This is a genomic window from Caldinitratiruptor microaerophilus, assembly GCF_025999835.1.
Classification (GTDB): domain Bacteria; phylum Bacillota; class Sulfobacillia; order Symbiobacteriales; family ZC4RG38; genus Caldinitratiruptor; species Caldinitratiruptor microaerophilus.
In genome coordinates, this window is record NZ_AP025628.1 from 544,148 (window position 1) to 557,356 (window position 13,209).

Annotated in this window: 10 protein-coding genes and 1 pseudogene; 7 read left to right on the forward strand and 4 right to left on the reverse strand. The window is 73.2% G+C overall.

All coding sequences use genetic code 11. From position 1 onward, the window contains the following. Window positions 1–310 precede the first annotated feature (310 nt). Window positions 311–1,990 (forward strand): ribonuclease J, encoded by a 1,680-nt coding sequence (locus caldi_RS02605; protein ID WP_319951791.1) that lies wholly within the window; start codon window positions 311–313, stop codon window positions 1,988–1,990. A gap of 88 nt (window positions 1,991–2,078) precedes the next feature. Here caldi_RS02605 and caldi_RS02610 read toward each other — a convergent pair whose 3' ends face one another. From caldi_RS02610 to caldi_RS02620, 3 genes are all read right to left on the reverse strand, one after another. Then, complete coding sequence (locus caldi_RS02610; RefSeq protein WP_264843560.1) at window positions 2,079–2,621, reverse strand: hypothetical protein; 543 nt, start codon at window positions 2,619–2,621, stop codon at window positions 2,079–2,081. Between the two features lie 146 nt (window positions 2,622–2,767). Beyond that, entirely contained in the window at window positions 2,768–3,238 is a 471-nt protein-coding gene (locus caldi_RS02615) for a carboxypeptidase-like regulatory domain-containing protein (protein ID WP_264843561.1), read from the reverse strand. A gap of 17 nt (window positions 3,239–3,255) precedes the next feature. Continuing rightward, on the reverse strand, window positions 3,256–4,032 hold the full coding sequence (locus caldi_RS02620) for a hypothetical protein (protein WP_264843562.1): 777 nt from the start codon (window positions 4,030–4,032) through the stop codon (window positions 3,256–3,258). Window positions 4,033–4,207: 175 nt separating this feature from the next. Between caldi_RS02620 and caldi_RS02625 the strand changes: the two are divergent. The 3 genes and pseudogenes from caldi_RS02625 to caldi_RS02635 all read left to right on the forward strand — a co-directional run. Then, a pseudogene (locus caldi_RS02625) lies at window positions 4,208–5,017 on the forward strand (ClpP family protease); the annotation flags it as partial. 209 nt (window positions 5,018–5,226) lie between these two features. Next, a complete protein-coding gene (locus caldi_RS02630) occupies window positions 5,227–5,502 on the forward strand; it encodes a YlzJ-like family protein (RefSeq protein WP_264843563.1) in 276 nt (91 codons plus the stop codon). A gap of 108 nt (window positions 5,503–5,610) precedes the next feature. Beyond that, window positions 5,611–8,313 carry a DNA translocase FtsK gene (locus tag caldi_RS02635; protein WP_264843564.1) on the forward strand — a complete coding sequence of 901 codons (2,703 nt, stop codon included), beginning with the start codon at window positions 5,611–5,613 and terminating at the stop codon, window positions 8,311–8,313. Between the two features lie 46 nt (window positions 8,314–8,359). On the opposite strand, the gene caldi_RS02640 is transcribed toward caldi_RS02635, so the two are convergent. After that, window positions 8,360–9,817 carry a hypothetical protein gene (locus tag caldi_RS02640; protein ID WP_264843565.1) on the reverse strand — a complete coding sequence of 486 codons (1,458 nt, stop codon included), beginning with the start codon at window positions 9,815–9,817 and terminating at the stop codon, window positions 8,360–8,362. Window positions 9,818–10,011: 194 nt separating this feature from the next. On the opposite strand from caldi_RS02640, the gene caldi_RS02645 reads away from it, so the two are divergent. Genes caldi_RS02645 through caldi_RS02655 form a run of 3 tightly spaced genes read left to right on the forward strand, consistent with a single transcriptional unit; the run spans window position 10,012 to window position 13,205 of the window. Then, window positions 10,012–11,163 (forward strand): acyl-CoA dehydrogenase, encoded by a 1,152-nt coding sequence (locus caldi_RS02645; protein WP_264843566.1) that lies wholly within the window; start codon window positions 10,012–10,014, stop codon window positions 11,161–11,163. A 7-nt stretch (window positions 11,164–11,170) separates the two neighbouring features. Continuing rightward, window positions 11,171–11,383, forward strand: coding sequence for an acetyl-CoA carboxylase biotin carboxyl carrier protein subunit (locus caldi_RS02650; protein ID WP_264843567.1), 213 nt, complete (start codon window positions 11,171–11,173; stop codon window positions 11,381–11,383). A 16-nt stretch (window positions 11,384–11,399) separates the two neighbouring features. Further along, on the forward strand, window positions 11,400–13,205 hold the full coding sequence (locus tag caldi_RS02655; RefSeq protein WP_264843568.1) for an acyclic terpene utilization AtuA family protein: 1,806 nt from the start codon (window positions 11,400–11,402) through the stop codon (window positions 13,203–13,205). Window positions 13,206–13,209 lie beyond the last annotated feature (4 nt).

Genomic DNA, 13,209 nt, shown 5'->3' on the forward strand with positions numbered 1-13,209 from the left:
GCAGCGCATGCTATAATTACTTCGAGTTACGTGGTTCGGCACTGGCGGGGCGCTCCCGCCGGGAGGTTGGGCGCAGGACCTCCCGCACGGCTTCGGCCAGGGGCGCACCCGGACGAGCAGGCACATACCCCGGCGCCGGCAGGTCTGGTCCGGCCAGGCGGGGCGCGGAGCGTGTGCGCGTCCTTCCGTGGATCACTCCGGCCTGGGCCTGGCTTTTGTCGCGCGGCTGCGGGGTGCTACCTGCTACCTCCCCCGGTTCGGCCTGGGGCCAGGGGAGTCGTGCTCGGAACGGGACAAAGGAGGCAAGTTCTTGGCGCGCCAGCAGCGTGAACGCGGACAGCGGGTGCAGGCGATCCCGCTGGGCGGATTGGGAGAAATAGGAAAGAATTGCATGGCCATCCAGGAAGGCGACCACATCCTCGTCGTCGACTGCGGGCTCTCCTTCCCGGAAGAGGAGATGCTCGGCATCGACATCGTGATCCCGGACTTCACGTACTTGCTGGAGAACCGGGACAAGGTGCGGGGCCTGGTGCTGACACACGGGCACGAGGACCACATCGGGGCGGTGCCCTACCTGGTGCGGCAGCTCGAGGTGCCGGTCTATGCCACCCGCCTGACCCTCGGCCTGGTGGAGGGGAAGCTCGCGGAAGCAGGGCTCAAGCTCCCGCCCGGATCGCGGGCGGTGAAGGCCGGGGACACGGTGAAGGTCGGGCCGTTCGCGGTCGAGTTCATCCGGGTGACCCACTCCATCCCCGACTCCTGCGCGCTGGCCATTCGCACCGGCGCCGGCGTCATCGTCCACACGGGTGACTTCAAGTTCGACCAGACCCCGGTCGACGGGGAGTTCGCCGACTACCAGCGCCTGGCCGAACTGGGGCGGGAGGGCGTTCTGGCCCTCCTGGCCGATTCTACCAACGCCGAGCGCCCGGGCTACACCCCCTCCGAGCGGGTGGTCGGGAAGAACCTCGACGAGATCTTCCGGCTGGCCCGCGGCCGCATCCTCCTGGCCACCTTCGCCTCGAACGTGCACCGCATCCAGCAGGCCATCGACTCGGCCGCCCGCTGGGACAGGAAGGTCGCCGTGGTGGGCCGCAGCATGGAGAACACGGTGGAGGTCGCCCTGAAGCTCGGGTACCTGCACGTGCCCGACGGGATCCTGGTCGACGTGGAGGAACTGCGCCGCTTCCCCGCCCAGAACCAGGTGATCCTGACGACCGGCAGCCAGGGCGAGCCGATGTCCGCGCTCACCCGGATGTCGGTGAACGATCACAAGTCGGTCGAGATCATGCCCGGCGACACCGTGGTGTTCGCCGCCACGCCGATCCCGGGCAACGAGAAGGACGTCGCCCGGACGATCAACAACCTGTACCGCCGCGGAGCCGAGGTGATCTACGGGCGGGAGGCAGGCGTGCACGTCTCGGGTCACGGGTCCCAGGAGGAGCAGAAGATGATGATCAACCTCCTGCGGCCCCGCTTCTTCATGCCCATCCACGGCGAGTACCGCATGCTTGTCCACCACGCCCGGCTGGCCCAGGCGTGCGGCATCCCGGCGGACAGCATCCTCCTGGGCGAGAACGGCACGGTGTTCGAGTTCACCCCGCAGACCGCGGCGATCGCCGGCAAGGTGGCGTCGGGACAGGTCCTGGTCGACGGGCTGGGGGTCGGGGACGTGGGCAACATCGTCCTGCGCGACCGCCGCCAGCTCAGTCAGGACGGGATCCTCATCGTCGTGGTGGCCATCGACCGCGAGACCGGGGTGATCGTCGGCGGACCGGACATCGTGAGCCGCGGCTTCGTCTACGTGCGCGAGTCGGAGGGGCTCCTCGAAGAAGCCCGGGACCGGGTGAAGGGGACGCTCTACGAGACGCTCAGCCGGCGCGTGCCCGAGTGGGCCGTCCTCAAGAGCGCGGTCCGGGACGTGCTGAGCAAGTACCTCTTCGAGAAGACCCGCCGCCGGCCGATGATCCTTCCGATCATCATGGAGGTCTGAGCGGTGCAGCACCGGGCCGGCGCCGTGCCGGTGACGCAGAGGCCCCACCCCCACGGGGTGGGGCCTCTGCGTGCGCCGGGCACCGGCCTCACGGCTCCTGGCCGGCGGACAGGCTACGCATCTCGCGCAGCACGTCCATGAGCTCGCGCAGCACGCCCGTCCGATCGCCGTCCTCGTTGGACCCGCCGAGGCATCCCACGACGATGACCACGACCAGGATGATGAACTGGAACTGCCACTGCTGCTGGGCCTGCCACTGCGCCTGGAGCTGCGCCTGCCACTGGGCCTGCCACTGCCACTGGGCCTGCCACTGTTCCTGCCACTGCTTCTGCAGCTGGGCCTGCAGCTGCGCCTGCCACTGCGCCTGCTGCTGCCACTGCTGCTGGAGCTGGGCCTGGAGCTGCGCCTGGGCCTGGGTCTGGGCCTGGGCCATCACCTGCGACTCGGACTCCGCCTGGGTCTGGATGTTCACCTGGACGACCCCGGCGTAGTCGTCGCTGGTGGGCACGATGACCTCGTGCGGGTATCCCTTCGTGGTGGCCCGGCCGTCGCCGTTGCCGTTGCCGTTGCCGTCGCTCCCGGGGCCGGCTCCGGATCCACGGGCGGTGCTGACCCGGATCTGTTCCGGCATGGGGAAACCCCCTTGACTCGGAGTGGGGAGACCCGTCGGATGCTCCCGGTCAACATGTTATGTGGACCACGGTCCAGGTGCGCCTGGCACGGGGACGGGTGACCTGGACGGGCCCACTCTGCCGCCGGCCGTGACCGCGCGCCCGGTCAGTTCGCCCCCCGATCTCCGGTGGGGCGCCCGAGGTCCATCCGGAGATCGGGGATCTCCCGCGCCGTGCGCCCGCCGGGGATGGACCGGCCGGCGGACAGGGGAACCCGGACGGTATGGCGCGCCGTCTCGCCCGGACGCACGCGCAGGTTGTAGACCATCGCCACGGGGCGGCCGGGTGTGCGGATCCGGAGGCTGTAGAAGCCCGCGGGCAGGTCCTCGACGCCGAATTCGCCCTGCGGGTTCGTTCGGGTGGTGGTGACGGGGTAGCCGGCTGCCGTGCCGAAGTAGACCTCGACCTCGGAACCGCCCAGGGCGCTCTCGTCCTCCTCGGCGAGGACACGCCCGGCGAGCTGCCCCGAGTGCGCCGGTTGCGGAAGGATGTTGTGCACGTGGACGTGCAGGGTCTGGGCGTTCGTCTGGGTCACGTTGCCGCGCCCAGGGGGGGCAGGGTCGGTCGTGCGCTCCACCGGTCGCGGCCCTCCTCTCACGCCCGGGTGTCCTCCGGCACCCGGTACACGAGGACGCGGCGCACCCGCATCCGCTTCAACCGGACCCGCTTCCCGGGGCGAACGGGGGGCGTCGCCGGATCGGGGTCGGGTTTCGGGGGCGGGGCCAGCCGCTGCGCCAGCAGCTCGAGCGTCCGTTCCATCAGCCGGTCCCAGTCCTGCGCCGACGCCGGGTTCAGGGAACCGAGGTCGCGGAGGACTTCCCGCGCGGCCGGTGGCAGGTTGAGCGTGGCGAGCAGCCGGCTCATCCGGGCCAGCGGCGCCGGAGAAGGCATGGGCGGCAATGGCGGCAGTGACGGGACCCGGCTCTCCGCGGCCGGCGGCGCCGGGGCAGGTTCCGCTTCCGGGCCGGGCCCGATGCCGGATTCCCCCGTCGGCTCGGATGCGTCGGCCTCCCCGTCCTCCGTCTCGGTCGTCCCCTCCGGGACCATGTCTCCCGCGACGGGCGGTTCGGCGGCCGCCGGCGAGGGTCCCGCGGGCGACGGCGGCGTCGGGGCGGTCGCCGGCTGGGCGATCGTGGCCGAGATCGGGATGCTCGGCTGCCCCGGGGCGTGCAGCGATGCGGTGGGCAGGGGCGTGGGGTGGGTCGACCCGAGGGGGGTGCTCACGACCTGCGGGCGCGCGGTCCCGGCCTTCCCGGCCCGGGCGTTGTCCGGCAGCGGGGCCGGAGGCGTCGCGGGCGGTTCGCTCCGGGGCTCGGGCGCGCGCCGCGGGGGCACGGGCATGGAATAGATGACGAGGCGCGTTCGGCCCATGGTTCTCCCTCCACGTGACGGTTGGCGGGGTACCCGTCAGCAGCTTATGTGAACCGCTGAGGGCGGGTTCCCCGTGAGGCCGCGCATACTAAGCCGAGGTCGGGTTGCCGGCTCCGCGAGCAGGCCGGGACCCCGTGAGGAGCGTGAAGGGGTGGACCGTGACCGTCCGTTCCGCATGGAAGGATACGAACCCCCGCTGCGGGTGAGCCCCTCGCCGCCGCCGGGACCAACGCCGGCCCCGCCCCCTCCACCGGTCACGCACCCGGGCGAACCGGGGAGGCACGGCGCGCCGTCGGCGCCTGCCGGACAGCCTGCGCCCGGGCGGACCTCGGCGCGGATCGAGGCCATCGAGTCCCTGGGAAGCAGCGCTCCGCCGCCGGCGCCGGCGCAGAACATCCACCTGCTGACGGTCATCGGTCAGATCGAGGGCCACCTGGCCCTGCCGCCTCAGAACAAGACCACCAAGTACGAGCACGTGATCCCGCAGCTGGTGGCGGTCGAGCAGAACCCGCAGGTGGAAGGCCTCCTGGTCATCCTCAACACGGTGGGGGGCGACGTGGAGGCGGGCCTGGCGATCGCCGAGATGATCTCCAGTATGTCCAAGCCTTCCGTGAGCGTCGTGCTGGGGGGCGGGCACAGCATCGGCCTGCCGATCGCGGTCTCGACCACCTACAGCTTCATCGCCTCCACGGCGACCATGACCATCCACCCGATCCGGCTCACGGGTCTGGTCATCGGCGTGCCCCAGACCTACGAGTACCTGGACAAGATGCAGGACCGGGTGATCCGCTTCGTGGTCGCCAACTCCCGGTGCAGCGAGGAGAAGCTGCGGGAGCTCATGTTCCGGACCGGCGAACTGGCCCGGGACATCGGCACCGTCGTGGTGGGGAGGGACGCGGTGCGGTACGGGCTGATCGACGAGGTGGGCGGCCTGAAGGAGGCGATGGCGAAGCTGGAGGAACTCATCCGCGAGCGCCGCGCCAGAGTCCCGCACGACCGCCCGCCCGCGGCAGCCCCTCCTCCGCTCGCCGGCGCGGGGCCGACCGGCATCCCGGGTGCGGCAGCTGCACCCGGACCGGCGCCGGGAGGCGGCTGGGCGGAGCCGGCCGGACCCGGGGTCCCGCCGGACCCGCCGCCCGGAGCGGGCGACTTCGACGAGTACCCGGCGGACATTCCCCAGGGGGACGCCTAGCCATGTGCATCCTGCACACCGTGATGCCGCTCGACGTGGTCCTGGCCGGGCTCGACCTCCCGTCAGGGACCGGACCCGTGCCGGCCGGCCTCCCGGCGGCGGGAACAGGCCGGACGCAGGTGGTGGCGCTGGGCGGCGCCCGCTTCGTCGAGGTGGAGGCCGGGCGGCACGGCTTCGTGGTCCGACGGCTGATCTCGCCGCTGCCCCGGGACTACCTCGACCCGGCGCTGCAGCCTGGCAGCCCGTTCCCCTGCGGTGCGTCGCTCGCCCCGGCCTAGCGCCGGGGCCTGTTCATTCCAGGCACCGCGCGCCTTCCGCGCCAGGATGTGCTATCATGGAAGTAGGTGTCCTGCCATGGATGAAACTGGTTGACGCGGAGGCCTGCGATGGCATCGGGAACGGCAGGAGGTTCGACCGAGTTCCGGACCCGCCGGGGGGCGGGCCGGCCATCCGGCAGCCGGGGCGGCGCCGGCGAAGCCGTCTCCGCGCGACGGGCAGGTCGGGACGGCGACCGGCTCGAGCGGGAGGTCGCCGGCGTTGTCCTGGGGGCGGTGGCCGTCTGGCTCTACCTGAGCCTCGCCGGCGGCGGCGGCCTCCTCGGCGGGTACACCGCGGCGGGCCTGCGCGCGGTGGTCGGACAGACGGTCGCCTGGGGGATGCCGGGGCTCCTGGCCGTCCTGGGCGGGTACACCCTGTACCGGCGCGGGGAGCCGGGGTCGGTGCGCCCGGCGTGGGGACTGGCGCTCATTCTGATCGTTCTCACCGCGGGCGTGCAGGTGTGGCAATTCCCCGACGCGGGCACCCGGGCGAGTCCTTCCTTTTCGGTGACGGACTGGTTGAGCGAGGGTCAGGGCCGGGGGGGCGGCGTGGTCGGGTACGTCCTGGCGTACGGTGCGACGCGCCTCCTGGGGACCGCCGGCCGGTGGGCACTCCTGGCGGCGGGCTTCCTCGTCGGCCTGCTGCTGACCTTCCCGCTGTCCCTGGGCGACGTGATCACGGGCACCTGGCACGGGGCCCGGCGGATCGGAAGCACCGCCGCTGCCGGCGCCGGCCGCCTGGTGGTCCGCCACCGGGCCCGGGCGGCCCCGCCGCGGCCGTCCGGGCTCCGGCCGGACGCGGTGGCGACCGTGGCGAACGCGGGGGCTGCGGCGCGGGTGGGTGGTTCCGGGGCGGGGGCAGCTGCGGTACTCGGTCCGGCCCGCGACGTGGAGGGCGGTCCGGGCGGGCGCACCCGCCGGCGTGGCCGGGGCGGGCCGGCGGGGTCCGACCTCCCCGGCGCGGCGGACGCCGCCGGCCCTGCCCGCCAGGGTCCGGCGGGAACGGCGACCGGGGCGGAGGGACCCGTCATCCGCTTTCCGACCGGCGCCAGTCCGGGGGCGGAGACGACGGCTGGCCTGCCGGGCGGCGACACGTCCGGCGCGGGGCCGGTCGGGGCGACTCCGCCCCCCGGCGAGGCGCCCGGCGCGCCGGTGTCCCGGCCGCCGGAGGCAGAGCGCCAGAAAGCGTTGCCGGTCCGGATCACGCGCCAGGGAGACGCCTGGCAGCTCGCCTTGCGGACCGACGCCCCCGGCGAGTACCGGCTGCCCGGACTGGACCTCCTGCGCCGCGGGCAGACGGCCGCGGCCGACAGCCACCGGGCGATCCTCGACCGCGCCCGCCTGCTGGAGGAGACCCTGGCGAGCTACGGCGTGCCCGCCAAGGTGGTGGAGGTCCACCCCGGCCCCACCATCACCCGGTTCGAGCTGACGGTGGAGCCGGGGGTCCGCATCAGCAAGGTGGCGAGCCTGGCCGACGACCTGGCGTACAACCTGGCCGCGCGGGACATCCGCATCGAGGCGCCGATCCCGGGCAAGCGGGCCATCGGCATCGAGGTGCCGAACGCCGAGGTCGTCACGGTCCACCTCCGGGACGTGCTGGAGTCCCCGGAGTTCCAGCAGAGCGCCTCGCGCCTCGTGGTGGGGTTCGGCAAGGACATCGCCGGCAAGCCGGTGGTCGGGGACCTCGAGCGGATGCCGCACCTCCTGATCGCCGGGGCGACGGGCTCGGGCAAGAGCGTCTGCATGAACGGGATCATCTGCAGCCTCCTCATGCGCGCCCGGCCCGACGAGGTCAAGATGCTAATGATCGACCCCAAGCGGGTCGAGCTCTCCGTCTACGACGGGATCCCGCACCTCGTGGCACCCGTGTGCACGGACGCCCGGAAGGCGGCCGGTTACCTGAAGTGGGCCGTCAAGGAGATGGAGCGGCGTTACGACCTCCTCGCCAGTTCCGGCACGCGCAACATCACCGGCTACAACCGCTGGGTGCGCGAGCAGCGGGAGAAGGGCGCCGCGGCCGGCGGGGAGCCGCCGCCCGAGCCGCTCCCGTACATCGTCATCTTCATCGACGAGCTCTCCGACCTCATGATGGTCGCGCCCGTCGAGGTCGAGGACGCCATCATCCGCCTGGCGCAGATGGCCCGGGCCTGCGGCATCCACCTGGTGGTGGCCACCCAGCGGCCGTCGGTCGACGTCATCACCGGCCTCATCAAGGCGAACATCCCGAGCCGGATCGCCTTCGCGGTGTCCTCGCAGGTCGACAGCCGCACGATCCTCGACCAGGCGGGCGCCGAGCGGCTCCTGGGCAAGGGGGACATGCTCTATCACCCGCAGGGCGTTTCCCGGCCGATCCGGGCCCAGGGCGCCTACGTGTCCGACCGGGAAGTCGAGGCCCTGGTCGCCTACGTGAAGAGCCAGGGCCAGCCCGTCTACCAGGCAGAGGCGATGGAGGTCGAGGGGACGGGCCGGGCCCGGCCGGCGGCGGAGGCGGAGCGAGAGAAGGAGTCGGCGGTGGAGGCCATCTTCCCTCAGGCCGTGCGGGTGGTCATCGAGCACGGCCAGGCGTCGGTGTCGATCCTCCAGCGCCGCCTGCGCTGCAACTACACGAAGGCCGTACGCCTCATCGACATGATGGAGGAGCGGGGCTTCATCGGGCCCCACCAGGGCCCCAAGCCCCGGGACGTCCTCATCTCCATGGCCCAGTGGGAGGCGCTGTTCGGGGCGCGGGAGCAGTCCGCCGCCTCGGCCGAGCGCCCGGAAGCCGGCAAGTGACCCGGGCGGGCCGCCGGGTTCGGAAGCGGCCCGCACGGCGATGCCCTCAGCCCGTGATCTTGTACCAGCGGTAGCGGCCGGCCAGCACCATCGGGCCCGACGGGCGGCCGGCCGAGCCGGCACGATCTTCCGCCGTGACGTAGATCGTGTCGAACCGGCGCAGCGGCACCCCTTCCTTCACCTGGAGCCGGTACGTGTCTGACCACACCCGGACCGCCACGCCGGGGCTGGAGAGCTCCCGGGTACCGCTGGAGTGGAGCCAGACCCGGTAGGCGTTGTAGGGCCGGCCGGTCTGCGGGGAGCGCCCGAGTTCCTCGGGCCGCGGCACCCCCCGCAGGGTGACGAGCATGGCACCCGCCCGGAAGTCGAGCTGCGCGCTGCCCCGTCCGGTCGTGGCCACCGTGCCCTGGGGATCGAGCGCCACGGTGACGCTGTCCAGCGGCACGGTGCCGGACGGCAGCGCGGGGGCGTCGGCCTCGACCGGGCGGGAACCGGCGAAGGGGCCCGGTACGGAGGGGCCGGGCGGCGGCGGACCGGCCGCTTCCGGCACGGGCTGGGCCACCGCGCCGGGGGCCTCCGGCGCGCCCTCCGCCACGGGGGCGCCGGCCTCAGGCAGCCCCGCTGGGGGCAGTTCGGCGGACTCCTCCGCGGGCTCCGGGGCCGGCCGGGTCACCGCCGCGGCCGGGCCCGGCCCGTTCACCGCTGCGGGAGGGGCGGGAGGGGCTCCGCCGGCCGGTTCCGGGGCGAACGGGGCGGCCGGCGGCGCCGGGGGGGCCTCCTGTGCCAGGGAGGGACCGGCCTCCGGAGGTGGGGGTACCATGGGCGGCGGCTCCGGCGGCTGCGCCGCCAGCGGCAGCGCGGGTCCCGGCGGCATCCCCGGCGCGCCGGCTCCGCCGAGGGGCGGCAGCGGGGCGACCCCGCGGTAGGCCTTCTCGGACATCGGGTCGTGGGCGGGGTCCGGCGCGCCCGCCGCACCGGGTTGCTGGACCCTCGCCTCCTCCGCGCCGGCGAAGGCGGGGCCGGGCGCGGCAGCGGGCTCGGGTGACTCGCCGGGTTCGTCCGGCGCAGCGGCGGCGCCCCCGTGGTCCCCGGGCGGCGCGGGCGCCCCCTCGGCGGTCCTGGCGGGTTCGGCCAGCAGGCGGCCGGTGAGGACCACCGCGATGGGCCGCTCCTCCTGGCGCGTCCGGACCGTGAGAAGGACGGCGGCCGGGCCCGGGTCCTCCGTCTGGAATGTCGCCATGACGGTACCCCCCGGCGCGGGGCCCACCGCGCCCAGGGGCGTGGCATGGCCCTCGCGGGCGGCGACCCACGCCTCGTACGTGTACGGCGCGTCCGGCGACCGCGGCTGAAGGGGCTTCAGGCCCACCGCCCACAGCCACACCTGGTCCCCGCTGAGGATGGCCCACCCCCGGGCGGGCACCTCCGGGTCGATCCGGAACGGCTGCGCGCCGGCCTCCTCGACGAGCGGGGCCAGCGCGGGGACGCTTGCGCGCGCTTCGCTCACGGACATCCCTCCCGGGGATGGATACGCCGCGCGGCGCCGGACCATGCCAGCCGGGAAGCGCACGGCCGGCGTGGTCCAGGCACGGATAGCAGGATTTCGGAGCGGCGAATCCGAATACGATGTGGGAGTTTTGTCAGGAGAGAGACGCCGGTTCCTTGACCAAACGACTGGTCGGAAGGGAGGCGTGCCGGGACGTGAACTTCGACCTGACCGAGGAGCAGGCCGCGATCCGGCGCATGGCACGCGAGTTCGCGGAGGCGGAGGTGGCCCCCGGGGCGGCGGAGCGGGACGAGAAGCACCTCTTCCCGCTGGACCTCGTCCGGCGGATGGGGGAACTCGGGTTCTTCGGCATCCCCTTCGCCGAGGCGTACGGCGGCCTGGGGGGCGACTACGTCTCCTACGCGCTGGCGGTGGAGGAGATCGCCCGGGCGGACGCGGGCCTCGGGCTCACCTACGCGGCGCACGTGTCGATCGGGCTGGGCCCGGTGTACTCCTTCGGCACGGAGGAGCAGAAGCAGCGGTGGCTGCCCGGCGGCATCCGGGGGGAGTACCTCGCCTCCTTCGGGCTCACGGAGCCCCAGGCGGGGTCGGATGCGGCCGCCACCCGCACCACGGCCGAGCGCGACGGCGACCACTGGGTCCTGAACGGCCAGAAGCAGTTCATCACCAACGCCGGCTATGCCGGGTACGTGGTGTGCACGGCGGTGACGGAGAAGGGGAAGGGCCACCGCGGGATCTCGAACTTCATCGTGCCGACGGACGCGCCCGGCTTCCGCGTCGGCCCTCCCCTCAAGAAGCTCGGCCTCCACTCGTCGGACACCCGGCCGCTCTACTTCGACGACTGCCGGGTCCCGGCAGAGAACCTCCTCGGCCGCCCGGGCGAGGGGTTCAAGCAGTTCATGGCGACCCTCGACGGCGGCCGGATCTCGATCGGCGCCTTCTGCGTCGGGATCGCCCGGGCGGCGTACGAGGCCGCCCTGCGCTATGCGAAGGAGCGCGAGCAGTTCGGGCGGCGGATCGGCGAGTTCCAGGCCATCCAGTTCAAGCTGGCCGACATGGCCATGGAGATCGAACTGGCCCGCACCCAGGTGCTCAAGGCGGCCTGGCTCAAGGACCAGGGCCGCCCCTACACCCGCGAGGCGGCGATGGCGAAGCTCTTCGCCTCGGAGATGGCGACGCGGGCGGCCAGCCAGGCCGTGCAGATCCACGGGGGCTACGGCTACGTCCGGGACTACCCCGTGGAGCGGTACTACCGCGACGTGAAGCTGGGCGAGATCGGCGAGGGCACGTCGGAGATCCAGCGCCTGGTGATCGCCCGGCACATCCTCGGCGAACAGGAGGGGTGAGGTCCCGATGCGGCAGGTCGTGGCGAGCATGGCCGGGACGGTGTGGAAGGTGCTCGTGAAACCGGGCGACCGGCTGGCGCCGGGGCAGGACGTCGTGATCCTCGAGTCGATGAAGATGGAGATCCCCGTCGCCGCCGACGGTGGCGGAGTGGTGCAGGACGTGAAGGTGCGCGAGGGCGACTTCGTCAACGACGGCGACGTCCTCGTCGAACTGGAGTAGAGAGGGGGCGGGCGCCGTGCGATCGGTCCGGATCGGCGCCGGGCAGGGGTTCTACGGGGACTCCCTGCTCCCTGTCCTGGACGTGGCCCGCTACGGCAACGTGAAGTACATCGCCTTCGACACCCTGGCCGAACTCACCCTGGCGATCCTGCAGAAGGGCCGCAAGAAGGACCCGGACGCCGGCTACACCCGGGACGTCGTCCCGATGATGCGCAACCTCCTCCCGATCTGCTACGAGCGGGGGATCAAGCTCATCACCAACGCCGGCGGCATGAACCCGCCCGGGGCCGCCCGGGCCGTGGCCCAGGTGGCGAGGGAGCTCGGCATCCCCATCCGGATCGCCACCGTGACCGGCGACAACATCGTGGACCGGCTGGACGAGCTGGCCGAGAAGGGCTACCGCTTCGAGAACAAGGAGACCGGCGAGGCGCTGGGCGACATCCGGGAGCGGGTCCTCTTCGCCTCGGTGTACCTCGGCGCCCGGCCGATCGCCGAGGCGCTGGCCCGCGGCGCCGACGTCGTCATCACCGGCCGGACGACCGACACCGCCCAGTTCCTGGGGCCGGTCCTGCACGAGTTCGGCTGGGCGCCCGACGACTGGGACCGCCTGGCGCAGGGCATCGTGCTCGGGCACCTCATGGAGTGCTCCGGGCAGGTCACCGGCGGGAACTTCACCGGCTGGCGCGAGGTGCCGGACCTGTGGCGGATCGGCTTCCCGGTGGCGGAGGTCTACGAGGACGGCTCCTTCATCCTCACGAAGCCGGAGGGCACCGGCGGCGCCGTCACCGAGGCCACGGTGAAGGAACAGTTCCTCTACGAGATCCACGACCCCCGGGAGTACATCACCCCGGACGTGATCTGCGACCTCACCACGACCCGGATCGAGCAGGTGGGCCCCGACCGCGTCCGGGTCTGGGGCACCCGGGGCCGCCCGGCGCCCCACACGCTGAAGGCCCTCCTGGGGTACAGCGACGGCTGGGCCGGCGAGGGCTACGTGAGCTTCAGCTGGCCGGACGCCCTGGACAAGGCCCGCGCCGCCGAGGAGATCGTCCGCCGCCGGCTGGAGATGCAGGGCGTGCGGCCGGAGGAGATCCACGTCGAGTACATCGGCTACAATTCCCTCTGGGGCGCCCTGGCCCCCGAGCCGCAGGGCGAGCTCAACGAGGTGCGCCTGCGGATCGCCATCCGCTGCCGCGACCGGGAGGACTGCGAGAAGCTCTCCCGGGAGTTCCCGCCCCTGTACCTCTCCGGGCCGATGAACGCCGCCGCGATCCACGGCACCCCGGCGCCGCGGGAGCTGATGGGGCTCTGGTCGACCCTCATCCCGCGGGAGGAGATCGAGCCGTACATCCGGATCGACGTGACCGAGGTCCAGGTGGAGGGCGCGCCGCCCCGCCCGGCCCCCGCCGCGGCGGCCCCCGCCGCGGACCGTCCCCCGGCCGGGCGCCCGGGCGCCGGCGCGCCGGACCGGCCCCCGTGGCCGGCCGGCAAGCCGGTCCCGACGAAGGGCCGGGTCCGGCTCATCGACCTTGCCCACGGCCGCGCCGGCGACAAGGGGGACGCCAGCGACATCTCCCTCTTCGCCTACAACGAGGAGGCGTGGCAGATCCTGCGCGAGCACGTCACGGCCGAGCGGGTGGCCGAGTACTTCCGGCCGATCGCCACCGGCCCGGTCGAGCGGTACGAGGTGCCGAACGTGCGGGCGCTGAAGTTCATCGTGCACGGGGCCCTGGGCGGCGGCGCCCCCCGGTCGCTGCGCAGCGACAACCTGGGCAAGACGATGGCGGCGGCGCTCCTGCGGATGGAGCTCGACCTGCCGTGAGGAG

Excerpts from the sequence above, each read along its gene's own strand:
- caldi_RS02610 (WP_264843560.1), bottom strand. The coding sequence starts at position 2,621 with ATGCCGGAACAGATCCGGGTCAGCACCGCCCGTGGATCCGGAGCCGGC.
- caldi_RS02635 (WP_264843564.1), top strand. The coding sequence starts at position 5,611 with ATGGCATCGGGAACGGCAGGAGGTTCGACCGAGTTCCGGACCCGCCGG.
- caldi_RS02650 (WP_264843567.1), top strand. The coding sequence starts at position 11,171 with ATGCGGCAGGTCGTGGCGAGCATGGCCGGGACGGTGTGGAAGGTGCTC.
- caldi_RS02620 (WP_264843562.1), bottom strand. The coding sequence starts at position 4,032 with ATGGGCCGAACGCGCCTCGTCATCTATTCCATGCCCGTGCCCCCGCGG.
- caldi_RS02630 (WP_264843563.1), top strand. The coding sequence starts at position 5,227 with ATGTGCATCCTGCACACCGTGATGCCGCTCGACGTGGTCCTGGCCGGG.